This window comes from Stutzerimonas stutzeri (assembly GCF_051028275.1).
Lineage (GTDB): Bacteria > Pseudomonadota > Gammaproteobacteria > Pseudomonadales > Pseudomonadaceae > Stutzerimonas > Stutzerimonas stutzeri_AS.
In genome coordinates this window covers 3,330,958-3,354,168 of sequence record NZ_CP069269.1, presented here as the reverse complement: position 1 = coordinate 3,354,168, position 23,211 = coordinate 3,330,958, and the positions used below count along the sequence as shown (strand labels likewise).

Genomic DNA, 23,211 nt, shown 5'->3' with positions numbered 1-23,211 from the left:
TGTGTCTGGAGGGTACGAATTTGAAGGTTCAGGAAATTTATGGCCAAACGTGACTATTACGAAGTGCTGGGTGTCGAGCGCGGCGCCAGTGAGGCGGAGCTGAAAAAGGCTTATCGACGCCTCGCGATGAAGCACCATCCGGATCGTAATCCCGGGGACAAGGCAGCAGAGGAGGCATTCAAGGAAGCCAACGAGGCTTACGAAGTGCTTTCTGATGCGAGCAAGCGTCAGGCCTATGACCAATACGGTCACGCCGGTGTAGATCCGCAGATGGGTGCGGGCGCTGGGGCGGCGTACGGCGGTGCCAATTTCTCCGATATCTTTGGCGATGTATTCAGCGACTTCTTCGCTGGCGGGCGTGGCGGTTCGCGTGGCGGTGCCCAGCGCGGCAGTGATCTGCGTTATACGTTGGAACTGGATCTGGAAGAGGCCGTGCGCGGCACGACAGTGACCATTCGCGTCCCGACGCTGGTCGAGTGCAAAACGTGCGATGGCTCTGGCGCTAAGAAGGGCACCAGTCCGGTGACCTGTACCACCTGTGGCGGAATTGGCCAGGTGCGCATGCAGCAGGGCTTCTTCTCCGTCCAGCAGACCTGCCCGCGCTGTCATGGCAGCGGCAAGATGATTTCCGACCCCTGTGGCAGCTGTCATGGGCAGGGCCGCGTGGAAGAACAGAAAACGCTTTCGGTCAAAGTACCGCCGGGTGTTGATACGGGCGATCGTATCCGCCTGACAGGTGAAGGCGAGGCGGGTGCTCAAGGCGGCCCGGCTGGCGATCTCTATGTGGTCGTCAATGTCCGAGAGCACCCCATTTTCCAGCGTGACGGGAAGCACCTGTTCTGCGAAGTGCCCATCAGTTTCGCTGATGCGGCACTGGGCGGTGAGCTGGAAGTGCCGACGCTCGACGGGCGCGTCAAGCTGAAGATTCCGGAAGGAACTCAGACCGGAAAGCAGTTCCGTTTGCGAGGCAAGGGTGTCGCCCCGGTTCGTGGTGGTGCGGCTGGTGATCTCTTGTGTCGGGTCGCGGTGGAGACGCCGGTCAACCTGGGCAAGCGGCAGCGCGAACTACTCGATGAGTTCCGTAGAACCCTGCAGAGCGATAGCTCGCATTCGCCCAAAGCCAGTGGCTGGTTCGAAGGCGTGAAGCGTTTCTTCGGCGATCTTTAATCCAACGGCAAGCTGCAGGGCTTAACTGGTTCAGGTGCCCTGTAGCTTGAGGCTTGCAGCTTGGAGCTGTTTTCTATGCGACGTATTGCAGTAATGGGCGCCGCGGGGCGTATGGGCAAGACGCTGGTCGAGGCAGTTCAGCAAACCGCTGGGGCTGCTGGTCTGACCGCAGCAATCGACCGTCCGGACAGCACGCTGGTCGGGGCGGATGCCGGTGAGCTGGCTGCCATCGGGCGACTGGGCGTGCCGCTGATCGGCGAGGTTTCAAAGGTCGTCGACGAGTTCGACGTGCTGATCGATTTCACCCATCCTTCGGTAACACTGAAGAACCTTGAAGTGTGTCGGCGCGCGGGGAAGGCCATGGTGATCGGCACGACCGGTTTCTCAGCTGCAGAAAAAGAGAAGCTGGCTGTCGCTGCCAAGGATATCCCTATCGTATTCGCGGCCAACTTCAGCGTTGGCGTCAATCTATGTCTGAAGTTGCTCGACACGGCCGCCAGGGTGCTGGGTGACGAGGTGGATATCGAGATTATCGAAGCGCACCACAGGCATAAGGTGGACGCGCCCTCCGGCACTGCTTTACGTATGGGTGAGGTTGTGGCTCAGGCGCTCGGTCGTGATCTGCAGAAGGTCGCGGTTTATGGGCGAGAAGGGCAGACGGGTGCTCGCGAGCGCGACACCATTGGCTTCGCCACCGTGCGTGCTGGCGATGTGGTGGGTGATCACACGGTGCTTTTTGCTGCGGAAGGTGAGCGTGTCGAAATAACGCATAAGGCATCCAGCCGGATGACGTTTGCCAAAGGTGCCGTGCGGGCAGCGTTGTGGCTGGAGCAGCAACCGGCGGGGCTGTATGACATGCAGGATGTGCTTGGGCTTCGCTGAACGTGCTTGCCGGCTGGCGCTTTGGCCGATTTCGGCTGGACCCTAAAGGGGGTTTTCTGTAAGCTTCCCGTTTTAGTGTGTCCACTAAAAGTTGCGCAGAATGAATCAAACAAAAAGCGGGATGACCTTCACACGTCATCCCGCTTTTTTACAATCTGCGCTTGCTTCAGCCTTGATCTTTGGGAGGTCTCTTGACTAAGCCAGCCATTCTCGCCCTTGCCGATGGCAGTATTTTTCGCGGCGAATCTATCGGCGCCGACGGCCAGACTATCGGTGAGGTGGTGTTCAATACCGCCATGACCGGCTATCAGGAAATCCTCACCGATCCTTCCTATGCCAAGCAGATCGTCACTTTGACTTATCCGCACGTGGGTAATACCGGCACTACTCCAGAGGACGCCGAGTCCTGGAAGGTCTGGGCTGCCGGCTTGGTGATTCGCGACCTGCCGCTTATCTCGAGCAACTGGCGCGACAAGCAGACTCTGCCGGACTACCTCAAAGCCAACGGGACTGTAGCCATCGCCGGCATCGATACCCGCCGCCTTACACGAATTCTTCGCGAAAAGGGCGCACAGGATGGTTGCATCCTGGCGGGCGACGACGCGACTGAAGAGAAAGCACTAGAGCTGGCGCGCAGCTTTCCAGGCCTCAAGGGCATGGACCTGGCCAAGGAGGTCAGCGTCAAGGAACGCTACGAATGGCGTTCTAGTGTCTGGTGCCTGAGCGATGACGGTCATGCTGAAGTGCCTGCAAGCGAACTGCCATACCACGTGGTCGCTTTCGATTACGGTGTGAAATACAACATCCTGCGCATGCTGGTTGCGCGTGGCTGCCGTGTGACGGTATTGCCGGCCCAGTGCACCGCCAGCGATGCGCTCGCCCTCAATCCGGACGGCGTATTCCTTGCCAATGGCCCGGGTGACCCTGAGCCTTGCGACTACGCGATCAAGGCGATTCAGGAAATACTTGAAACGGACATACCCGTGTTCGGCATCTGCCTCGGCCATCAGCTGCTGGCTCTGGCTTCAGGTGCCAAAACGGTAAAAATGCCGAACGGCCACCACGGGGCCAACCATCCGGTGCAGGACCTCGATACAGGCGTAGTGATGATCACCAGCCAGAACCATGGTTTCGCTGTTGAAGAGTCCAGCCTGCCGAGCAATCTGCGTGCGACGCACAAGTCGCTGTTCGACGGCACGCTTCAAGGGATCGAGCGCACCGACAAGGTCGCCTTCAGCTTCCAGGGCCATCCTGAGGCTAGCCCAGGTCCGCATGATGTTGCGCCGTTGTTTGATCGCTTCATCGACGCCATGGCCAAGCGCCGCTAAGCCCGCCGAGCACAGAATTCGAGAGAGACCATGCCAAAACGTACAGACATTAAAAGCATTTTGATTCTCGGCGCTGGACCGATCGTTATCGGCCAGGCGTGCGAGTTCGACTATTCCGGCGCGCAGGCGTGTAAAGCACTGCGCGAGGAAGGCTTCCGCGTCATTCTGGTCAACTCCAATCCGGCGACCATCATGACCGATCCGGCCATGGCCGATGCGACTTACATCGAGCCGATCAAGTGGGCTACCGTCGCCAAAATCATCGAGAAAGAGCGGCCGGATGCGCTGCTGCCGACGATGGGCGGCCAGACCGCTTTGAACTGCGCGTTGGACCTGGAAAAGCACGGTGTGCTGGAGAAGTTTGGCGTCGAAATGATCGGCGCCAATGCTGACACTATCGACAAGGCTGAAGATCGCTCGCGCTTCGACACGGCGATGAAGAACATTGGTCTGGCCTGCCCGGTGTCGGGTATTGCTCACAACATGGACGAAGCCTACGGCGTCCTTGAGAAGGTCGGTTTTCCATGCATCATCCGCCCGTCGTTCACCATGGGTGGCACGGGTGGCGGCATCGCCTACAACCGTGAAGAGTTTGAAGAAATCTGCGCTCGAGGCCTCGATCTGTCTCCAACCAGCGAACTGTTGATCGACGAATCGTTGATCGGCTGGAAGGAATACGAGATGGAGGTGGTCCGCGATAAGAAGGACAACTGCATCATCGTATGCGCCATCGAAAACTTCGATCCTATGGGTGTGCACACCGGCGACTCCATCACTGTCGCTCCGGCGCAGACGCTGACCGATAAGGAATATCAGATCCTGCGTAACGCCTCCCTGGCAGTGCTGCGCGAGATCGGTGTGGAGACCGGTGGATCTAACGTGCAATTCGGCATCTGCCCGAATACCGGTCGCATGGTCGTTATCGAGATGAACCCGCGTGTATCGCGTTCCTCGGCGCTGGCTTCCAAGGCTACCGGCTTCCCGATCGCCAAGATCGCGGCAAAGCTTGCGGTTGGCTACACCCTGGATGAGCTGCAGAACGACATTACTGGTGGCCGCACTCCGGCGTCCTTCGAGCCGGCGATCGACTACGTCGTGACGAAAATTCCGCGTTTCGCTTTCGAGAAATTTCCGAAAGCCGATGCCCGTCTGACCACTCAGATGAAGTCCGTCGGTGAGGTCATGGCCATAGGTCGTACTTTCCAAGAATCCGTGCAGAAAGCATTGCGCGGTCTGGAGGTCGGCGTCTCCGGTTTCGATCCCAAGCTCGATCTGGCTGACCCTGAAAGCGAGAGCACGCTCAAGCGCGAGCTTACCGTTCCGGGCGCAGACCGCATCTGGTATCTGGCTGATGCTTTCCGCGCCGGCAAGTCGGTCGCTGAAGTCTTCGATCTGACACGCATTGACGAGTGGTTCCTGGTTCAGATCGAAGATCTCATCAAGGACGAGGAGCAGATAAAAACCCTGGGCCTGTCTAGCATCGATCGCGATGTCATGTACAAGCTCAAGCGCAAGGGTTTCTCCGATGCGCGCCTGGCCAAACTGCTCGGGGTGACTGAAAAGAATCTGCGTGCCCACCGCCACAAGCTCAAAGTGCTGCCGGTCTACAAGCGCGTCGACACCTGCGCTGCGGAATTCGCCACTGACACGGCCTACATGTATTCGACCTATGAGGAAGAATGCGAGGCCAACCCGTCGAGCCGGGACAAGATCATGATTCTCGGTGGTGGTCCAAACCGTATCGGGCAGGGCATCGAATTCGACTACTGCTGCGTTCACGCAGCATTGGCGATGCGCGACGACGGTTACGAAACCATCATGGTCAACTGCAACCCGGAAACCGTTTCCACCGATTATGACACCTCTGACCGCCTGTACTTCGAACCTGTGACGCTGGAAGATGTTCTTGAAATCGTCCGCGTCGAGCAGCCCAAGGGTGTCATCGTGCAGTATGGCGGTCAGACACCGCTGAAGCTGGCCCGCGCATTGGAAGAGGCTGGCGTACCGATTATAGGGACCAGCCCGGATTCCATCGACCGCGCCGAAGACCGTGAGCGCTTTCAGCAAATGGTCGAGCGCCTCAATCTGCGTCAGCCGCCGAACGCGACCGCGCGCAGCGAGGAGGAAGCCTTGGCGGCGTCCAAGGTCATCGGATATCCGCTGGTGGTGCGTCCGTCCTACGTCTTGGGCGGTCGAGCGATGGAGATCGTTTACCAAGAAGAGGAATTGCGTCGTTACATGCGTGAGGCGGTCAAGGTTTCAAACGACAGCCCGGTGTTGCTCGACCATTTTCTCAATTGCGCCATCGAAGTCGACATCGATGCGGTGTGTGACGGCGAGCATGTGGTGATTGGTGCGATCATGCAGCACATCGAGCAGGCTGGCGTTCACTCCGGTGACTCCGCTTGCTCCTTACCGCCTTACTCTTTGCCGGCGCATATCCAGGACGAGATCCGGGATCAGGTCAAGAAGATGGCCCTTGAGCTCGGTGTGGTTGGCTTGATGAACGTCCAGATGGCCGTTCAGGGCGAAGACATTTTCGTGATCGAAGTGAACCCGCGGGCCTCACGTACCGTTCCCTTCGTATCGAAGTGCATTGGTGTGTCGCTGGCCATGATTGCCGCGCGCGTCATGGCCGGAAAAACGCTGGCCGAAGTTGGGCTGACCGAAGAGATCATTCCAAACTTCTACAGCGTCAAGGAGGCGGTCTTCCCGTTCGCCAAGTTCCCTGGCGTCGATCCGATCCTTGGCCCAGAAATGAAATCGACCGGCGAAGTAATGGGGGTCGGTGACGACTTTGCGGAAGCTTTTGCCAAGGCTCAGCTCGGTGCGAGCGAAATCCTGCCAAACAGCGGGTGTGCCTTCATCAGCGTGCGGGACGACGACAAGCCGCATGTAGCTCAGGTTGCACGTGACTTGGTTGAGCTTGGCTTCGAGGTGGTCGCAACGGCTGGTACAGCCAAGTTGATCGAGGCAGCCGGACTGCCGGTGCGTCGGGTCAACAAGGTGACCGAGGGCCGTCCGCACGTCGTAGATATGATCAAGAATGACGAAGTCACCCTTATCATCAATACCACCGAGGGTCGTCAGTCTATTGCTGACTCTTACTCGATTCGTCGTAACGCCCTGCAGCATAAGATCTGCTGCACCACCACGCTGGCGGGTGGGCAAGCGATCTGTGAGGCGCTGAAGTTCGGTCCTGAGAAGACCGTGCGTCGTTTGCAGGATCTCCATGCAGGAATCAACGCATGATCAAATACCCTATGACAGTCCAGGGCGCACGCGCCCTGGAGGATGAACTCAAGCATTTGAAAACCGAGTTGCGCCCACAGATTACGCAGGCTATCGCCGAAGCGCGTGAGTTGGGTGATCTCAAGGAAAACGCTGAATATCATGCTGCTCGTGAACAGCAGGGCATGGTCGAAGCGAGGATTCGTGACATCGAGGGGCGTCTGCAAAACGCCCAGGTGATCGATGTGGCGAACATCCCTCATACCGGGAAGGTCATTTTCGGCACGACCGTGGAGATCGCCAACGTCGAGACCGATGAGACCGTCACCTATCAGATCGTTGGCGATGATGAGTCGGATATCAAGCAAGGAAAGCTGTCAGTCAGCTCGCCGATTGCCCGCGCTCTAGTGGGCAAGGAAGAGGGGGATGTGGTGGCAGTGAAAACTCCTAGCGGTGTTGTGGAATACGAGATTGTTGAGGTTCGTCATATCTGATCATCGATCCATGCGCGCAGGTTTAATCAGTTGGCAGCTGGCCCAGACGTTCTGGGTCGGCGGCGTTTGGCTATTGCAATTCGTGATGCTGCCGGCTTTAGGCAAGATTGGCCTGGCCCCGCTGCTGATCGACGATATCGCCGGCACGCTCAGGCCCTTATTGGTGGGCTTTGCTGCGTTCTGCGTAGCGCTACAGGCCATCGTGCTAATTCAGCTCGGCGGTCTGCGCAGCTTATGGACAGATGTGCGGGGGCAGCTGCTGCTGGCGGTCTTGTTGCTGGCTGGAAGCCACTTTATGGTTCGGGCCGGGGTTGTTGAATCGCCGTACTGGCTGGTGTTCAGTTATCTGGCGATAGGGCTTTGCGGATTGATGCTCGTGCTGCAGGTCGCCCCCGGGCGGGAGCGATAGCACGAGGCTGGACAGGCTTAGCCTTGGAAGCGATGTACGTTCGACAGTTGCTTGTTGACCTTTGGGTTCTTTCGGTAGATCAGTGCCATCTTGCCGATGGACTGGACCAGCTCGCAGCTGCCGATGTTGCACAATTCATCCATAACGGCGCGCCGATCGTCGCGCTCGGTGATTCTCAGCTGCACCTTGATCAATTCATGATCGCTCAAGGCGCGCTCCAGTTCTGCCTGCACGCCCTCGGTCAAGCCATTCTCCGACACGATCAACACCGGCTTCAAATGATGGCCGATAGATTTGTACTGTTTCTTCTGCTCGTTAGTGAGCGGCATAATTCGATCCTTGCGTCAGAACCCTGAAAAACGTCGGCTAGTGTAACTGACACGCCTTGAGCCGCACAGATGAGGTATCAGCTTGGCACGCTCCAAGACCAGCCCGCGATGGCTGAAAGAACATTTCGACGACCCCTATGTGAAGATGGCTCAGCGAGACGGCTATCGGTCGCGAGCGAGCTATAAGCTGCTTGAGATCCAGGAGAAAGATCGTATTCTGCGCCCAGGCATGACCGTGGTCGATCTCGGTGCCGCTCCGGGAGGTTGGTCCCAGGTCACCAGTCGAGTGATCGGTGATCGGGGTCGGCTGATAGCTTCCGATATTCTGCCGATGGATAGTATTGCGGACGTAACCTTCGTTCTAGGCGACTTTACGGAGGACGAGGTTTTTGCGGAAATTCTCAAGGCCATCGGTGAAACTCAGGTGGACCTTGTGATTTCCGATATGGCCCCCAATATGAGTGGGGTTAAGGTTGCTGATCAGGCGCGGGCGATGTTTCTCTGCGAGCTTGCGCTGGATCTGGCCATGCGGGTGTTGCGTCCAGGTGGGGACTTTCTGATCAAGGTCTTTCAGGGGGAAGGCTTTGATGCCTACCTGAAAGAGGTGCGACAAAATTTCGACAAAGTCCAAATGCGTAAACCGTTGTCATCTAGAGACCGTTCGCGCGAGCAGTACCTGTTGGCGCGTGGCTTTCGTGGTGAGAGCAACGAGATGCGTGAGCCGCGGTCTTAACAGGCGAGGTTACGAATTTTGACCGAGCACTGGCCCCTGAAATTCGGGCTAGTATGTTTCATATCGGGTTACAGACCGAGCTGCGCGTTCAGCGACGTTGTGTAGTAAGTTAGGCTGAGAGCGAACCATCGGCCGTCATGCAGGCTCTGGACAACACGCCTGCTCTAGAGGGTAGTGAATTGAACGACATGGCAAAAAACCTGATTTTGTGGTTGATCATTGCCGCTGTCCTGGTGACGGTGATGAACAATTTTTCCAGCCCGACCGAGCCGCAAACGCTCAACTATTCGGATTTCATCGAACAGGTGAAAGAAGGTAGGGTCGAGCGCGTGACCGTTGACGGTTTCGTTATTACCGGCAAGCGCAGCGACGGCGAAACCTTCAAAACGATCCGACCAGCAATCCAGGACAATGGCCTGATCGGCGATTTGATCAACAACAACGTGGTGATCGAGGGCAAACAGCCTGAGCAGCAGAGCATCTGGACGCAGCTGCTGGTGGCGAGTTTCCCGATACTGGTGATCATTGCTGTCTTCATGTTCTTCATGCGCCAGATGCAGGGTGGTGCCGGTGGCAAGGGTGGGCCTATGAGCTTCGGGAAGAGCAAGGCGCGCTTGCTTTCCGAAGATCAGGTTAAAACCACGTTTGCTGATGTGGCAGGTTGTGACGAAGCCAAGGAAGAAGTCACTGAGCTGGTCGAGTTTCTGCGCGATCCGGGCAAATTCCAGCGCCTCGGCGGCCGTATCCCCCGTGGCGTGCTGATGGTCGGCTCGCCCGGTACCGGTAAGACCCTTTTGGCCAAAGCAGTAGCTGGCGAGGCCAAGGTACCGTTCTTCACGATCTCTGGCTCGGACTTCGTCGAGATGTTTGTCGGTGTCGGTGCCAGCCGTGTACGCGACATGTTCGAGCAAGCCAAGAAACATGCTCCCTGCATCATTTTCATCGACGAGATTGATGCGGTCGGTCGGCATCGTGGCGCCGGTCTCGGTGGCGGTCACGATGAGCGGGAGCAAACGCTAAACCAATTGCTGGTTGAGATGGATGGTTTCGAGATGAATGACGGAATCATCGTCATTGCAGCAACCAACCGTCCGGATGTTCTCGATCCGGCTCTGCTCCGTCCTGGTCGTTTCGATAGGCAAGTTGTTGTTGGTCTGCCAGATATCCGCGGCCGCGAACAAATTCTGAAAGTGCATATGCGTAAGGTTCCGCTTGGAGACAGTGTTGAGCCAGCATTGATTGCGCGCGGAACGCCTGGTTTCTCGGGTGCGGACCTGGCGAACCTTGTGAACGAGGCGTCTCTGTTTGCTGCTCGGGCAGGTAAGCGCCTTGTGGAAATGAAGGAGTTTGAGCTGGCCAAGGACAAGATCATGATGGGCGCTGAGCGCAAATCGATGGTCATGTCTGAGAAAGAGCGGCTCAATACGGCCTATCACGAGGCTGGACACGCAATTGTCGGTCGTGTCGTTCCTGAGCATGATCCGGTCTACAAGGTATCGATCATCCCGCGTGGTAGAGCGTTGGGTGTGACGATGTTCCTACCAGAAGAGGATCGATACAGCCTTTCCAAGCGCGCCTTGATCAGTCAAATCTGCTCGCTGTTTGGTGGTCGTATCGCCGAGGAAATGACGCTTGGTTTCGAGGGCGTTACTACGGGTGCGTCAAACGACATCATGCGAGCCACGCAGTTGGCTCGTAACATGGTGACGAAGTGGGGCTTGTCCGAGAAGCTGGGGCCTTTGATGTACGCCGAAGAAGAGGGCGAGGTTTTCCTTGGCCGCAGCGCAGGCAGCCAGCACGCGAATGTGTCAGGTGATACGGCTAAGCTGATCGATCTTGAGGTTCGCAGCATCATCGATCAGTGCTATGGCACTGCTAAACAGATCCTGGCGGACAACCGTGACAAGCTGGATCTCATGGCCGAGACGCTGATGAAGTACGAAACTATCGACTCAGATCAGATCGACGACATCATGGCGGGTCGTACCCCGCGCGAACCCCGCGACTGGCAGGGCGGTTCCGGGCCGACCGGAACCTCGATACAGCCTGAAGGTGGTCGTCCGCAGACACCTATCGGTGGTCCCGCCGGCGAGCACTGATCCAAGGCTGGTCAAATGATTCAGACGTTGCCTTCTACCCGGCTGCCTTGTGGCAGCCGGGTTCTTGATTTATCGCGTCCCCATGTCATGGGCATTCTTAATGTCACGCCTGATTCCTTTTCGGATGGAGGCAGGTACGCCGGTGTAGATGCGGCGCTGCGCCACGCCGAAGTCATGGTGGCGGCGGGTGCAACGATCATTGACATTGGTGGCGAGTCGACGCGTCCCGGTGCTAGGGCCGTGTCGCCGACTGAGGAACTGGAGCGTGTTGCGCCGGTTGTCGAGGCGATTGCCTCTGAGCTTGATGTAGTCATCTCGGTCGATACTTCCTCACCTGTCGTGATTCACGAGGCGGCACGTCTCGGTGCTGGCTTGATCAATGACGTCCGCTCCCTTTCTCGAGATGGCGCATTGAAGGCGGCGGCTGACACTGGGCTGCCTGTGTGCCTGATGCATATGCGCGGCGAACCCGAGAACATGCAGGACGAGCCGCATTATGATGACGTCGCGGCGGAGGTCTGCAGCTTTCTGCATGACCGCATGGCGGTGTGCATCGAAGCGGGTATACCCAGCGATCGAATCGTGCTGGACCCAGGTTTCGGTTTCGCGAAAAACCTTTCTCATAATCTCAGTCTGTTCAAGCATCTCGAGCAGCTTCATGCGCTCGGGCGGCCGCTGCTCGTTGGGGTGTCACGCAAGAGCATGATTGGCCAAACGCTGCAGCGCGATGTGTCGGATCGTCTGTATGGAAGTTTGGGGCTCGCAGCGTTGGCCGTTGCGATGGGGGCGCGCATACTCCGTGTACATGATGTCAGCGAGACGGTTGATGTAGTTCGAATGATTGCTGCTGTGCAGGCAGCAGAATAAGGATTTTTATGGCTAGAAAGTACTTCGGCACCGACGGCATTCGGGGTCACGTAGGGCAATTTCCAATAACGCCTGAGTTCATGCTTAAACTTGGCTGGGCTGCCGGCATGGCATTCCGCAAGCATGGGAAGTGCCGCATCCTTATAGGGAAAGACACCCGGATATCGGGCTATATGTTCGAATCAGCGCTGCAAGCTGGGCTTTCAGCGGCTGGAGCTGATGTGTTGCTTTTGGGTCCGATGCCTACCCCGGCGGTGGCCTATTTGACGCGAACCTTTCATGCGGACGCGGGCATCGTGATCAGTGCCTCGCACAACCCTCATCACGACAATGGGATCAAGTTCTTCTCCGGGCGTGGAACAAAGCTGCCTGATGAAATCGAGCTGATGATCGAGGAGCTGCTTGACTCTCCGATGACCGTTGTGGATTCGGCTCAGCTTGGTAAAGCTTCGCGAATCAATGATGCCGCTGGCCGTTATATCGAGTTCTGTAAGAGCAGCGTTCCGACCAGTACCGACTTTTCTGGCATGAAAATCGTGCTCGATTGCGCGCACGGGGCTACCTACAAAGTGGCGCCAAGTGTTTTCCGTGAGCTTGGGGCGGATGTGGCGGTGATTGCTGCCCAGCCAGATGGGCTTAATATCAACGCTGATGTCGGGTCCACTCATGTCGAGCAGTTACAGAGAGCGGTAATCGACCAAGGGGCGGACCTTGGTATCGCTTTTGATGGCGATGGCGACCGTGTGATGATGGTGGACCATACCGGGGCTCAGGTCGACGGTGACGAGCTGCTCTATATTATCGCTACTGACCTGCAAGACCGTGACCGTCTGGTGGGCGGGGTCGTGGGAACGTTGATGAGCAACCTCGGGCTTGAGTTGGCGCTAAAGGCGCGCAACATTCCGTTTGTCCGGGCCAAGGTCGGTGATCGATACGTGATGGCAGAAATGCTTGACCGAGACTGGGTCTTGGGCGGAGAAAACTCAGGGCATATCGTCTGCGCTCAACATGTCACGACTGGGGACGCGATCATCGCTGCGCTTCAGGTGGTGCTCGCGCTTAAGCGTCGGGGCCTCAACCTGGCGCAGGAGCGACTTGCCTGGAGCAAGTGCCCGCAAGTTTTGATTAATGTCCGCTTCAGCGGAGATCGCGATCCTATCGCCGATCCCCAGGTCCAGGCAGTCTGCGACAGTGTCACCGAGCGTATGGCAGGCCGAGGCCGTGTACTGTTGCGCAAGTCTGGGACCGAGCCGTTGGTGCGGGTAATGGTCGAAGGTGACGACGAAAAACAGGTTCGAAGTTACGCCGAAGAGCTGGCTACAGTGGTCACGAAAGTTTGTGCGTGATTGCCGCTTGCCAGAGGTGTTCCGGTTGAGTACCATTTGCGCCCACTTTGACCGACGAGGTAAAGCATGCGTCGCCCACTGGTAGCTGGTAACTGGAAAATGAACGGTACCCGCGCCAGCGTCGCAGAGCTGACCGAAGCACTTGCTCAGCAGCAGCTTCCTTCTTCGGTTGAGGTTGTTGTTTTTCCCTCGAGCTTGCATTTGGCGCAAGTCGTCGGTGAGCTCGGTGATAAGGCTGTTGCCGTCGGGGCTCAGGATTGTGCAGTAGAAGCAGGCTTCGGTGCCCTGACAGGTGAAGAGTCAGCTAGTCAGCTAGCAGATGCTGGGGTTCGCTGGGTGTTGGTTGGTCACTCCGAGCGGCGTCTTCTCCTTGGTGAGAGTGACGAGACGGTAAGTAAGAAATTTTTAGCGGCATTGGAGTGCAACTTGACTCCGGTGCTGTGTCTGGGTGAGACGCTCGAGCAGCGGCAAGCCGGGCAGACTTTGGAAGTGGTCGGGCGTCAGCTGGCTCGCGTAGTTGCTGATGCTGGAATCGCGGCCTTCAAGCAGGCGGTTGTGGCTTACGAGCCAGTCTGGGCGATAGGTACCGGGCTTACGGCTACTCCGCAGCAGGCTCAAGAAGTGCATGCGGCCATACGTGAGCAGCTGGGTCGTGAAGATGGTCGTATCGCTGAAGGCGTACGCCTCTTGTATGGCGGCAGTGTTAAGGCGGAGAATGCCGCCGAGCTTTTCGGAATGCCCGATATTGATGGGGGGCTTGTGGGTGGAGCCTCTCTGAAAGCGAATGATTTCGGTGCGATCTGTCGCGCCGCAGGGAACTGATCAGATGTTGCAGACTGTTGTGATTGTGGTGCATCTGCTGGTTGCCATTGGTGTGGTTGCGCTGGTGTTGCTGCAGCAGGGTAAGGGTGCCGACGCGGGCGCTTCTTTCGGGTCTGGGGCTTCGGCAACCGTATTCGGAAGCCAAGGTTCTGCTACCTTTCTTAGTCGTTTTACTGCTATACTCGCCGGCGTTTTTTTCGTGACGAGTCTGGGGTTGGCGTTCTTTGCGACACGCCAAGCTGATCAGCTGGCAGGGGCGGGTCTTCCGGATCCGGCAGCGCTGGAGGTTCCGGCAGCTAACCCGGTCGTTGAGGATGTACCTGTTCTGGAGAGCGCTCCATCTGCGCCTGAAGCAGATGAAGTGCCCGAGGTTCCAGTGCAAGAGTAAGGGTTTTTGCCGAGGTGGTGGAATTGGTAGACACGCTACCTTGAGGTGGTAGTGGCCATAGGCTGTAGGGGTTCGAGTCCCCTCCTCGGTACCAAACAAGCAGGCCCGCAGATGCGGGCTTTCTTGTTTTTAGTGTTTGGGTTGACCTGATTTAGGTGCGGTCGTATAATTCGTGCCCAGTTTGACGCGGGGTGGAGCAGTCTGGTAGCTCGTCGGGCTCATAACCCGAAGGTCGTTGGTTCAAATCCAGCCCCCGCAACCAGTTGATCAGAAGCCCCTGTCGAGGGGCTTTTTATTAGCTTCGAGCCAGGTCGCCGGCATCTACAGGCGATCATTAGGGATGGGCGTTTCGCCCATTTTTCATTTGTACAGCATGCGCGAGGGACTTCGATGTCGAGCAAGCTAGAACAGTTGCAGGCCTTGTTGGCCCCGGTAGTTGAGGCGCTTGGCTATCAATGTTGGGGGATCGAGTTCATCTCGCAGGGGCGGCACTCCTTGTTAAGAGTCTACATCGATCATCCCAACGGAATACTTGTCGACGACTGTGAAAAAGTCAGTCGTCAGTTAAGCGGTGTGCTCGATGTGGAAGATCCCATCAGCTCCGACTACACCCTTGAAGTGTCTTCACCGGGTATGGATCGGCCTCTGTTCACGCTTGAGCAGTACTCAGCGCACGTGGGTGAGCAGGTCAAAATCAAGCTGCGTTCCCCCTTCGAAGGGCGGCGCAATTTCCAAGGTCTTCTACGCGGGGTCGAGGAGCAGGATGTCGTGGTGCTAGTGGATGATCACGAATACCTGTTGCCGCTCGACATGATCGACAAGACCAACATAATCCCCCGTTTTGAGTGAGTCGCGGATCCCGCGGACCCCAATGGATTGCGATAGGCGAGGCGTACGATGAGCAAAGAAGTACTGCTGGTTGTGGAGTCGGTATCCAATGAAAAAGGCGTACCGGCCGGTGTGATCTTCGAAGCATTGGAGCTGGCTTTGGCCACCGCTACCAAGAAGCGCTTTGAAGATGAAGTTGACCTGCGGGTCGAGATCAATCGGCAGAACGGTAGCTACGAGACCTTCCGCCGCTGGACGGTTGTCGAAGAAGAGGATTTTGACGATCCGGCGCATCAGCTAACCACCGACATGAAGCAGGCTCAAGAAGCCAACGCCAAGATTGGTGATGTGCTGGAGGAGAAAATCGAGTCGATCGAGTTCGGCCGGATCGCCGCCCAGACAGCGAAACAGGTCATCGTGCAGAAAGTTCGCGAGGCCGAGCGTGCTCAAGTGGTCGATGCTTATCGTGATCGCGTAGGCGAGATCATTTCCGGCACAGTCAAGAAAGTGACCCGTGACAGCGTCATAGTCGATCTGGGGAACAACGCTGAGGCGTTGCTGGCTCGTGAAGATATCATCGCTCGGGAAACCTTCCGTGTCGGTGCCCGAGTGCGTGCGCTGCTGAAAGAGATCCGCACTGAGAACCGTGGCCCCCAGCTGATCCTTTCTCGTACTGCACCGCAGATGTTGATCGAGTTGTTCCGCATTGAAGTACCGGAGATTGCCGAAGGTTTGATCGAGGTAATGGCTGCTTCGCGGGATCCAGGTTCGCGCGCCAAAATCGGTGTCCGTTCGAAGGACAAGCGAATCGATCCACAAGGTGCCTGTATCGGCATGCGCGGCTCCCGTGTTCAAGCTGTCTCTGGTGAGATAGGCGGCGAGCGAGTTGATATCGTGTTGTGGGACGAGAATCCGGCACAGTTCGTTATCAATGCAATGGCTCCTGCTGAGGTGGCAGCCATCATCGTTGATGAAGACGCCCACGCGATGGATATCGCAGTGGGTGAAGATAATCTGGCGCAAGCCATCGGTCGGGGCGGCCAAAACGTGCGCCTCGCCAGCCAGCTGACTGGCTGGACGCTTAACGTGATGACCGAGGCGGACATCCAGACCAAGCAGCAGGAAGAAACAGGCGACATCCTGCGCAATTTCATCGAAGAGCTGGATGTCGATGAGGAGCTGGCACAAGTACTAGTCGAGGAAGGTTTCACTTCGCTCGAAGAGATTGCCTACGTCCCTATGGAGGAAATGCTCGGCATCGAAGGCTTCGACGAAGACATCGTCAACGAGCTGAGAACCCGCGCCAAAGATCGCTTGTTAACTAAAGCGATCGCAACGGAAGAGAAACTGGCAGACGCCCAACCGGCCGAGGATTTGCTCGCGCTGGAGGGCATGAACAAGGAGCTGGCGGTCGAGTTGGCAATGCGGGGTGTTATCACCCGCGAAGACCTGGCCGAGCAGTCGATTGACGACCTGCTCGACATAGACGGCATAGATCAAGAACGTGCCGGCAAGCTGATCATGGCCGCCCGAGCCCATTGGTTCGAGTAAGAAATTGCGGCCTGAGGAGAGAGATGCATGACGCAAGTCACGGTGAAAGAACTGGCCCAGGTGGTCGACACACCGGTCGAGCGACTGCTACAGCAGATGCGTGAGGCAGGACTGTCGCACACCAGCGCCGAGCAAGTAGTGACCGATAATGAAAAACAGGCCCTGTTGGCGCACCTTAAAAGCAGCCACGGCGCCAAAGTGGATGAGCCGCGCAAGATCACTTTGCAGCGCAAAACTACGACCAAGCTGAAGGTGGGTGGTAGCAAGACGATTAGCGTCGAAGTGCGCAAGAAGAAGACTTTCGTCAAGCGCAGTCCCGACGAGATCGAAGCTGAGAAGCAGCGTGAGATCGAAGAGCAGCGCGCCGCGGAAGAAGCGGCTCGTCAGAAAGCGGCCGAAGAAGAAAGGCTGCGAGCTGAGGAAGAGGCGCGCCAACAGGCCGAAGCTGCAGCAAAGGCTGAAGCAGAAGCCGAACAGCCGGCCGCCCCTGAGCCGGTTGCTGCTGTTGCAGCAGAGCCCGCCCCGGTTGCTCCTGTCGCTCCGGTCGAGGAGCGCAAGAAGGATGAGCCGCGCCGTGCCGATAAGGCGCGTAGCGACGATGATGAACGTCGTGATCGCAAGCAGGCTCAGCATCGCCCTTCCTTGAAGGCGAAGGCGCCATTGTCACGTACTGCGCGCAGTGGCGAAGACGATGCCGACGGATTCCGTCGCGGCGGACGAGGCAAGTCGAAGCTGAAGAAGCGCAACGCGCATGGCTTCCAGAGCCCGACCGGCCCTATCGTCCGTGAAGTAGCCATTGGCGAGACCATCACGGTTGGTGATCTGGCTCAGCAGATGTCGGTCAAGGCTGCAGAAGTCATCAAGTTCATGTTCAAGATGGGCAGTCCTGTGACCATCAATCAGGTTCTCGATCAGGAAACTGCTCAGCTAATCGCTGAAGAGCTTGGACACAAAGTCAAGCTGGTCAGTGACAACGCGCTTGAAGAGCAGCTGGCCGAGCTGCTGAAGTTCGAGGGTGAAGCCATCACGCGCGCGCCGGTCGTTACCGTTATGGGTCACGTTGACCATGGTAAGACCTCGCTGCTCGACTACATCCGTCGCGCCAAAGTGGCAGCTGGCGAAGCGGGCGGTATCACCCAGCACATCGGCGCCTATCACGTCGAAACCGACCGTGGAATGGTTACCTTCCTCGACACGCCGGGCCACGCCGCGTTTACCGCCATGCGTGCCCGTGGTGCTCAGGCAACTGACATCGTCATTCTCGTCGTTGCGGCGGACGATGGCGTGATGCCCCAGACCATCGAGGCCATTCAGCATGCCAAGGCTGCTGGCGTGCCGCTGGTCGTCGCAGTGAACAAGATCGACAAGCCGGGCGCGGATCTCGACCGCATCCGTAGTGAGCTGTCTGTTCACGAAGTGACTTCGGAAGAGTGGGGTGGTGATACGCCGTTTGTATCGGTATCCGCGAAGATGGGTACTGGTGTTGATGACCTGCTTGAGGCTGTTCTGCTACAAGCCGAGATCTTGGAGCTTACGGCTACTCCTTCGGCACCAGGACGTGGCGTTGTAGTCGAGTCGCGACTGGATAAAGGGCGCGGTCCGGTTGCTACCGTACTGGTTCAGGACGGCACGCTCCGTCAGGGCGACATGGCGTTGGTTGGATCCAACTATGGCCGTATCCGCGCCATGCTCGATGAGAACGGCAAGCCTATCAAGGAAGCCGGTCCGTCCATCCCGGTCGAGATTCTCGGTCTCGACGGCACGCCGGATGCGGGTGACGAGCTCAGCGTGTTGGCCGATGAGAAGAAGGCACGTGAAGTGGCCCTGTTCCGTCAGGGTAAGTTCCGCGAAGTGAAGCTGGCCCGAGCGCATGCCGGGAAGCTGGAAAACATCTTCGAGAACATGGGGCAGGAAGAGAAGAAGACGCTCAACATCGTCCTCAAATCGGATGTCCGTGGCTCGTTGGAAGCGCTGCAGGGTTCGCTCGGTAGCCTGGGTAACGATGAAGTGCAGGTGCGTGTCATTGGTGGCGGTGTCGGTGGTATTACCGAGAGCGACGCCAACCTGGCGCTAGCATCGAACGCGGTACTGTTCGGCTTCAACGTCCGTGCCGACGCGGGTGCGCGCAAAATCGTCGAACAGGAAGGTCTGGATCTGCGTTACTACAACGTGATCTATGACATCATCGAAGATGTCAAGAAAGCCCTCACCGGCATGCTGGGCAGCGATGTTCGCGAGAACATCCTCGGTATCGCAGAGGTTCGTGACGTGTTCCGCTCGCCGAAGTTCGGTGCCGTGGCGGGCTGCATGGTCACCGAAGGCATGGTTCACCGCAATCGTCCTATCCGCGTTCTTCGCGACGACGTGGTCATCTTCGAAGGCGAGCTGGAATCCTTGCGTCGCTTCAAGGATGACGTCGCGGAAGTACGTGCCGGTATGGAATGTGGTATCGCGGTGAAGAGTTACAACGACGTCAAGGCCGGCGACAAGATCGAAGTGTTTGAGAAAGTCGAAGTGGCGCGTTCGCTGTAACAACAGCTGTTGGGCAACAGACGGCAAGCATCCAGGGGCGACCTTGAGTGCTTGCCGTTTGCCTTTGCAGCACAATGTTTTTTCAGGCTAGCAGCTTGCTTGCTGCTCAAGGCAGATTTAATGGCCAAAGAATTCAGCCGTACCCAGCGTATCGGCGATCAGATGCAACGTGAATTGGCGCAGCTGATTCAACGTGAAGTGAAGGACCCGCGTCTGGGTCTGATAACCATAACCGCTGTTGAGGTCAGTCGTGACCTGTCCCATGCCAAGGTGTTCATAACCGTCATGGGCAAGGACGACGACGAAGACGCGGTCAAGGCCAATCTCCGCATCCTCAGCGAAGCCAGTGGTTTCCTGCGGATGCAATTGGGTAAGGCGATGAAGCTTCGTACCGTGCCCCAGTTGCACTTCAGCTATGACGCTAGCGTGCGTCGCGGCGTCGAGCTGACAACGCTTATTGAGCGAGCTGTCGCAGAAGATCGTAAGCACAGCGATGACGTTGGAGACTAGGCGTGGCCCAGGTAAAACGCGTTCGCCGCGCTGTAAGCGGCATCATTCTGCTTGATAAACCCCGTGGATTCACTTCGAACGCTGCTCTGCAGAAGGTTCGCTGGTTGCTCAATGCAGAAAAAGCCGGGCATACCGGTAGCTTGGACCCGCTGGCAACCGGTGTGTTGCCGTTGTGTTTTGGAGAAGCCACCAAGTTCTCCCAGTATTTACTGGACGCCGACAAGGGTTACGAGACTGTTGCCCAGCTCGGCGTGACAACTACGACGGCCGACGCGGAGGGCGAGGTGATTGAGCGCAAGCCCGTCTCCGTCAATCAGGCGCAGCTGGAGGCGCTTTTGCCACAGTTTCGTGGTGATCTGCAGCAAGTCCCGCCGATGTATTCGGCGCTCAAGCGCGATGGTCAGCCGCTGTACAAGCTGGCGCGAGCAGGAGAGGTAGTGGAGCGCGAGCCGCGTTCTGTTACCATTACACGCTTGGATTTGCTCTCGCTTGAGAATGACCGTGCTCGGTTGACGGTGGCATGTACCAAAGGCACCTATATTCGAACGCTGGTCGAAGATATCGGCCATGCCTTGGGTTGTGGTGCGCACGTCGCCGAGCTGCGGAGAACTCAAGCGGGTCCCTTCGAACTGAGCCAGACGGTCAGTCTTGAAGAGCTTGAGCAGGTGCACTCGGAAGGTGGTGCGGAGGCGGTTGACGCCTTCCTCAAGCCAATTGATAGCGGGCTCGAACATTGGCCGCTGCTGCAGCTGTCAGAACACAGCGCGTTTTATTGGCTGCATGGTCAGCCGGTACGAGCACCTGAAGCGCCGAAGTTCGGCATGCTTCGTGTGACAGATCACAACGGTCGCTTCATTGGTATTGGTGAAGTGAGTGAGGACGGGCGTATTGCGCCCCGTCGACTGATTCGGTCCGAGTGACCGATATGCAGCTCACCCCTAGGGTGCGTTGCGTTACGAGGTTGGCTGTTGGCAGGCACGGTCACACCTCTTTTTAAACACGGGTTGAACCCCGGCCTGTTCATAGAAGGAGCCCATCATGGCACTTAGCGTTGAAGAAAAAGCCCAGATCGTTGACGAGTACAAGCAAGCTGAAGGCGATACCGGTTCTCCGGAAGTGCAGGTAGCCCTGCTGACCGCCAACATCAACAAGCTGCAAGGTCACTTCAAGGCCAACGGCAAAGATCACCACTCCCGTCGTGGTCTGATCCGTATGGTTAACCAGCGTCGTAAGCTGCTGGATTACCTGAAGGGCAAAGACACTACTCGTTACAGCACCCTGATCGGTCGTCTGGGTCTGCGTCGCTAAGCGATGCCTGTGCGAAGCTGAACGCCAAAGCTGGAAGTGGGGTTACCCTGCTTCCAGCTTTTGCCTTTCAGAAGAGGTCGTTTCGGACAGGGGAAGGGTCGACTCCCACCACTGCCCAAAGATTTTTGAGCTATGTCCCGCGCGAGGCCATGCCCGTGGGATGTGCGACGATTCCCCCAAGGCAACAAAGAGAAGGAACCACCGTGAACCCGGTAATCAAGAAATTTCAATTCGGTCAATCGACCGTAACCCTCGAGACTGGGCGTATCGCCCGTCAGGCCACTGGTGCGGTATTGGTCTCCGTTGATGACGACGTAACGGTCCTGGTTACCGTCACCGGCGCCAAGACCGCAGACCCGAGTAAAGGCTTTTTCCCGCTTTCCGTTCACTATCAGGAAAAGACCTACGCAGCCGGTAAGATCCCTGGTGGCTTCTTCAAGCGTGAAGCGCGTCCTTCCGAAAAGGAAACGCTGACCTCCCGCCTGATCGACCGCCCGATCCGTCCGCTGTTCCCGGAAGGCTTCCAGAACGAAGTGCAGGTCATCTGTACGGTCGTTTCGACCAGCAAAAAAACCGATCCGGATATCGCGGCGATGATCGGTACTTCGGCCGCGCTGGCAATTTCCGGCATTCCGTTCAATGGTCCCATCGGTGCTGCGCGCGTCGCGTTCCACCCGGAAACTGGCTACCTGCTGAACCCGACCTACGAGCAGCTTAAAGCGTCCAGCCTGGATATGGTCGTAGCCGGAACCAAGGACGCGGTCCTGATGGTCGAGTCCGAGGCCAAAGAGCTCACCGAAGACCAGATGCTGGGCGCTGTCCTCTTCGCTCATGACGAGTTCCAGGCCGTTATTCAGGCCGTTACCGAGCTGGCTGCTGAAGCCGCCAAGCCGACTTGGGATTGGCAGCCAAAAGCTGAAAACACCGAGTTGCTCGCGGCCATCCGTAATGAGTTCGGCGAGGCCATCTCGCAGGCGTACACCATCACCATCAAGCAGGACCGCTATGCGCGTCTTGGTGAGCTCAAAGACCAAGTAGTCGCCAAGTTCGCCGGTGAGGAAGGTCAGCCGTCCGCCAACGAGGTCAAAGAGGCTTTTGGCGAGATCGAATACCGCACCGTTCGCGAAAATATCGTCAACGGCAAGCCGCGTATCGATGGCCGCGATACTCGTACCGTGCGTGGCTTGAACATCGAAGTCGGCGTGCTGGACAAGACTCACGGCTCGGCGCTGTTTACACGCGGTGAGACCCAGGCTTTGGTCGTTGCTACGCTTGGCACTGCGCGTGATGCACAGCTGCTCGACACCCTCGAAGGGGAGAAGAAAGACCCCTTCATGCTTCACTACAACTTCCCTCCCTACTCGGTGGGCGAGTGCGGTCGCATGGGCGCTACCGGTCGCCGCGAAATCGGTCACGGCCGTCTGGCTCGCCGGTCAGTTGCCGCCATGCTGCCGAACGCCGACGAGTTCCCATACACCATTCGTGTAGTTTCGGAAATCACCGAGTCCAACGGTTCGAGCTCCATGGCTTCCGTCTGTGGTGCTTCCTTGGCGTTGATGGATGCCGGTGTGCCGATGAAGGCGCCGGTTGCCGGTATCGCCATGGGTCTGGTCAAGGAAGGCGAGAAGTTTGCCGTTCTGACTGACATTCTGGGTGACGAAGATCACCTGGGTGACATGGACTTCAAGGTGGCCGGTACTGCCAATGGTGTGACCGCGCTGCAGATGGACATCAAGATCCAGGGCATCACCGAAGAGATCATGGAGATCGCGCTGGGTCAGGCACTTGAAGCGCGTCTGAACATCCTCGGTCAGATGAATCAGGTTATCGGTCAGTCGCGTACTGAGCTCTCAGCGAATGCGCCGACTATGATTTCAATGAAGATCGATCAGGACAAGATCCGCGATGTGATTGGAAAGGGTGGAGCGACCATTCGCAGTATCTGCGAAGAGACCAAAGCCTCAATCGACATCGAAGATGACGGCTCGATCAAGATCTTCGGCGAGACCAAAGAAGCTGCAGAAGCGGCCAAGCAGCGGGTGCTTGGTATCACCGCTGAGGCTGAAATCGGCAAGATCTATGTCGGCAAGGTTGAGCGCATCGTTGACTTCGGCGCGTTCGTCAACATCCTTCCTGGCAAGGATGGTTTGGTGCATATCTCGATGCTGAGCGATCAGCGCGTCGAGAAGGTCACCGACGTACTGAAAGAAGGTCAGGAAGTGAAAGTTTTGGTACTGGACGTGGATAACCGCGGCCGCATCAAGCTTTCGATCAAGGATGTCGCTGCCGCAGAAGCATCTGGCGCATAAGCATCTGGTGTTAAGAAAAGAGCCCTTCGGGGCTCTTTTTTTTTTGGCGGGCCGGGCATGTCGCTGCGCAAGTTGTGT

At 57.4% G+C, this 23,211-nt stretch carries 20 protein-coding genes and 2 tRNA genes; 21 read left to right on the top strand and 1 reads right to left on the bottom strand.

All coding sequences use genetic code 11. From position 1 onward, the window contains the following. Nucleotides 1-39: 39 nt before the first annotated feature. The 6 genes from dnaJ to JQR87_RS15540 all read left to right on the top strand — a co-directional run bounded on the left by dnaJ (nucleotide 40) and on the right by JQR87_RS15540 (nucleotide 7,511). Nucleotides 40-1,167, top strand: coding sequence for a molecular chaperone DnaJ (dnaJ, locus tag JQR87_RS15565; RefSeq protein ID WP_407295437.1), 1,128 nt, complete (start codon nucleotides 40-42; stop codon nucleotides 1,165-1,167). A gap of 75 nt (nucleotides 1,168-1,242) precedes the next feature. Then, nucleotides 1,243-2,049: a 4-hydroxy-tetrahydrodipicolinate reductase gene (gene dapB / locus JQR87_RS15560; protein ID WP_407295440.1), complete on the top strand. Its 807-nt coding sequence runs from the start codon at nucleotides 1,243-1,245 to the stop codon at nucleotides 2,047-2,049. Between the two features lie 191 nt (nucleotides 2,050-2,240). After that, nucleotides 2,241-3,377, top strand: a complete 1,137-nt coding sequence (carA, locus tag JQR87_RS15555) for a glutamine-hydrolyzing carbamoyl-phosphate synthase small subunit (RefSeq protein WP_407295441.1) — start codon at nucleotides 2,241-2,243, stop codon at nucleotides 3,375-3,377. Nucleotides 3,378-3,407: 30 nt separating this feature from the next. Continuing rightward, on the top strand, nucleotides 3,408-6,629 hold the full coding sequence (carB, locus tag JQR87_RS15550; RefSeq protein ID WP_407295444.1) for a carbamoyl-phosphate synthase large subunit: 3,222 nt from the start codon (nucleotides 3,408-3,410) through the stop codon (nucleotides 6,627-6,629). Further along, on the top strand, nucleotides 6,626-7,102 hold the full coding sequence (gene greA / locus JQR87_RS15545) for a transcription elongation factor GreA (RefSeq protein ID WP_407295447.1): 477 nt from the start codon (nucleotides 6,626-6,628) through the stop codon (nucleotides 7,100-7,102). Before carB ends, greA begins: the two co-directional genes overlap by 4 nt. Nucleotides 7,103-7,112: 10 nt before the next feature. Further along, the gene (locus JQR87_RS15540) at nucleotides 7,113-7,511 is read left to right on the top strand and encodes a DUF4149 domain-containing protein (protein WP_407295450.1); all 399 of its coding nucleotides are present in this window, start codon (nucleotides 7,113-7,115) and stop codon (nucleotides 7,509-7,511) included. Between the two features lie 17 nt (nucleotides 7,512-7,528). On the opposite strand, the gene JQR87_RS15535 is transcribed toward JQR87_RS15540, so the two are convergent. Next, complete coding sequence (locus JQR87_RS15535; RefSeq protein WP_407295452.1) at nucleotides 7,529-7,840, bottom strand: YhbY family RNA-binding protein; 312 nt, start codon at nucleotides 7,838-7,840, stop codon at nucleotides 7,529-7,531. Nucleotides 7,841-7,922: 82 nt separating this feature from the next. Between JQR87_RS15535 and rlmE the strand changes: the two genes are divergently transcribed. The 15 genes from rlmE to pnp all read left to right on the top strand — a co-directional run bounded on the left by rlmE (nucleotide 7,923) and on the right by pnp (nucleotide 23,133). After that, nucleotides 7,923-8,573: a 23S rRNA (uridine(2552)-2'-O)-methyltransferase RlmE gene (rlmE, locus tag JQR87_RS15530; RefSeq protein WP_407295454.1), complete on the top strand. Its 651-nt coding sequence runs from the start codon at nucleotides 7,923-7,925 to the stop codon at nucleotides 8,571-8,573. Between the two features lie 188 nt (nucleotides 8,574-8,761). After that, nucleotides 8,762-10,672 (top strand): ATP-dependent zinc metalloprotease FtsH, encoded by a 1,911-nt coding sequence (gene ftsH / locus JQR87_RS15525; protein WP_407297675.1) that lies wholly within the window; start codon nucleotides 8,762-8,764, stop codon nucleotides 10,670-10,672. A 15-nt stretch (nucleotides 10,673-10,687) separates the two neighbouring features. After that, nucleotides 10,688-11,539 (top strand): dihydropteroate synthase, encoded by an 852-nt coding sequence (gene folP, locus JQR87_RS15520; RefSeq protein WP_407295456.1) that lies wholly within the window; start codon nucleotides 10,688-10,690, stop codon nucleotides 11,537-11,539. A gap of 8 nt (nucleotides 11,540-11,547) precedes the next feature. Beyond that, nucleotides 11,548-12,885 (top strand): phosphoglucosamine mutase, encoded by a 1,338-nt coding sequence (gene glmM, locus JQR87_RS15515; RefSeq protein WP_407295459.1) that lies wholly within the window; start codon nucleotides 11,548-11,550, stop codon nucleotides 12,883-12,885. Between the two features lie 66 nt (nucleotides 12,886-12,951). Then, a complete protein-coding gene (tpiA, locus tag JQR87_RS15510; protein ID WP_407295461.1) occupies nucleotides 12,952-13,707 on the top strand; it encodes a triose-phosphate isomerase in 756 nt (251 codons plus the stop codon). Between the two features lie 4 nt (nucleotides 13,708-13,711). Next, nucleotides 13,712-14,095 (top strand): preprotein translocase subunit SecG, encoded by a 384-nt coding sequence (gene secG / locus JQR87_RS15505; RefSeq protein WP_407295463.1) that lies wholly within the window; start codon nucleotides 13,712-13,714, stop codon nucleotides 14,093-14,095. Nucleotides 14,096-14,103: 8 nt separating this feature from the next. Continuing rightward, nucleotides 14,104-14,189: transfer RNA gene (locus tag JQR87_RS15500), tRNA-Leu, on the top strand. A 91-nt stretch (nucleotides 14,190-14,280) separates the two neighbouring features. Further along, nucleotides 14,281-14,357 (top strand) — tRNA-Met (locus tag JQR87_RS15495). A 128-nt stretch (nucleotides 14,358-14,485) separates the two neighbouring features. After that, complete coding sequence (gene rimP / locus JQR87_RS15490; RefSeq protein ID WP_407295464.1) at nucleotides 14,486-14,944, top strand: ribosome maturation factor RimP; 459 nt, start codon at nucleotides 14,486-14,488, stop codon at nucleotides 14,942-14,944. 48 nt (nucleotides 14,945-14,992) lie between these two features. Then, nucleotides 14,993-16,474, top strand: coding sequence for a transcription termination factor NusA (gene nusA, locus JQR87_RS15485; RefSeq protein WP_407295467.1), 1,482 nt, complete (start codon nucleotides 14,993-14,995; stop codon nucleotides 16,472-16,474). A 27-nt stretch (nucleotides 16,475-16,501) separates the two neighbouring features. Continuing rightward, the gene (infB, locus tag JQR87_RS15480; protein WP_407295470.1) at nucleotides 16,502-19,006 is read left to right on the top strand and encodes a translation initiation factor IF-2; all 2,505 of its coding nucleotides are present in this window, start codon (nucleotides 16,502-16,504) and stop codon (nucleotides 19,004-19,006) included. A 120-nt stretch (nucleotides 19,007-19,126) separates the two neighbouring features. Then, nucleotides 19,127-19,516, top strand: a complete 390-nt coding sequence (gene rbfA / locus JQR87_RS15475; RefSeq protein ID WP_407295472.1) for a 30S ribosome-binding factor RbfA — start codon at nucleotides 19,127-19,129, stop codon at nucleotides 19,514-19,516. Between the two features lie 2 nt (nucleotides 19,517-19,518). Then, nucleotides 19,519-20,436 carry a tRNA pseudouridine(55) synthase TruB gene (gene truB / locus JQR87_RS15470; RefSeq protein WP_407295475.1) on the top strand — a complete coding sequence of 306 codons (918 nt, stop codon included), beginning with the start codon at nucleotides 19,519-19,521 and terminating at the stop codon, nucleotides 20,434-20,436. A 118-nt stretch (nucleotides 20,437-20,554) separates the two neighbouring features. Then, a complete protein-coding gene (gene rpsO, locus JQR87_RS15465; protein WP_168423475.1) occupies nucleotides 20,555-20,824 on the top strand; it encodes a 30S ribosomal protein S15 in 270 nt (89 codons plus the stop codon). Between the two features lie 203 nt (nucleotides 20,825-21,027). Then, nucleotides 21,028-23,133 (top strand): polyribonucleotide nucleotidyltransferase, encoded by a 2,106-nt coding sequence (gene pnp, locus JQR87_RS15460; protein WP_407295477.1) that lies wholly within the window; start codon nucleotides 21,028-21,030, stop codon nucleotides 23,131-23,133. Nucleotides 23,134-23,211 lie beyond the last annotated feature (78 nt).

Excerpts from the sequence above, each read along its gene's own strand:
- dnaJ (WP_407295437.1), top strand. The coding sequence starts at position 40 with ATGGCCAAACGTGACTATTACGAAGTGCTGGGTGTCGAGCGCGGCGCC.
- dapB (WP_407295440.1), top strand. The coding sequence starts at position 1,243 with ATGCGACGTATTGCAGTAATGGGCGCCGCGGGGCGTATGGGCAAGACG.
- carB (WP_407295444.1), top strand. The coding sequence starts at position 3,408 with ATGCCAAAACGTACAGACATTAAAAGCATTTTGATTCTCGGCGCTGGA.
- greA (WP_407295447.1), top strand. The coding sequence starts at position 6,626 with ATGATCAAATACCCTATGACAGTCCAGGGCGCACGCGCCCTGGAGGAT.
- JQR87_RS15540 (WP_407295450.1), top strand. The coding sequence starts at position 7,113 with ATGCGCGCAGGTTTAATCAGTTGGCAGCTGGCCCAGACGTTCTGGGTC.
- JQR87_RS15535 (WP_407295452.1), bottom strand. The coding sequence starts at position 7,840 with ATGCCGCTCACTAACGAGCAGAAGAAACAGTACAAATCTATCGGCCAT.
- ftsH (WP_407297675.1), top strand. The coding sequence starts at position 8,762 with ATGGCAAAAAACCTGATTTTGTGGTTGATCATTGCCGCTGTCCTGGTG.
- folP (WP_407295456.1), top strand. The coding sequence starts at position 10,688 with ATGATTCAGACGTTGCCTTCTACCCGGCTGCCTTGTGGCAGCCGGGTT.
- glmM (WP_407295459.1), top strand. The coding sequence starts at position 11,548 with ATGGCTAGAAAGTACTTCGGCACCGACGGCATTCGGGGTCACGTAGGG.
- tpiA (WP_407295461.1), top strand. The coding sequence starts at position 12,952 with ATGCGTCGCCCACTGGTAGCTGGTAACTGGAAAATGAACGGTACCCGC.
- secG (WP_407295463.1), top strand. The coding sequence starts at position 13,712 with ATGTTGCAGACTGTTGTGATTGTGGTGCATCTGCTGGTTGCCATTGGT.
- rimP (WP_407295464.1), top strand. The coding sequence starts at position 14,486 with ATGTCGAGCAAGCTAGAACAGTTGCAGGCCTTGTTGGCCCCGGTAGTT.
- nusA (WP_407295467.1), top strand. The coding sequence starts at position 14,993 with ATGAGCAAAGAAGTACTGCTGGTTGTGGAGTCGGTATCCAATGAAAAA.
- infB (WP_407295470.1), top strand. The coding sequence starts at position 16,502 with ATGACGCAAGTCACGGTGAAAGAACTGGCCCAGGTGGTCGACACACCG.
- rbfA (WP_407295472.1), top strand. The coding sequence starts at position 19,127 with ATGGCCAAAGAATTCAGCCGTACCCAGCGTATCGGCGATCAGATGCAA.
- rpsO (WP_168423475.1), top strand. The coding sequence starts at position 20,555 with ATGGCACTTAGCGTTGAAGAAAAAGCCCAGATCGTTGACGAGTACAAG.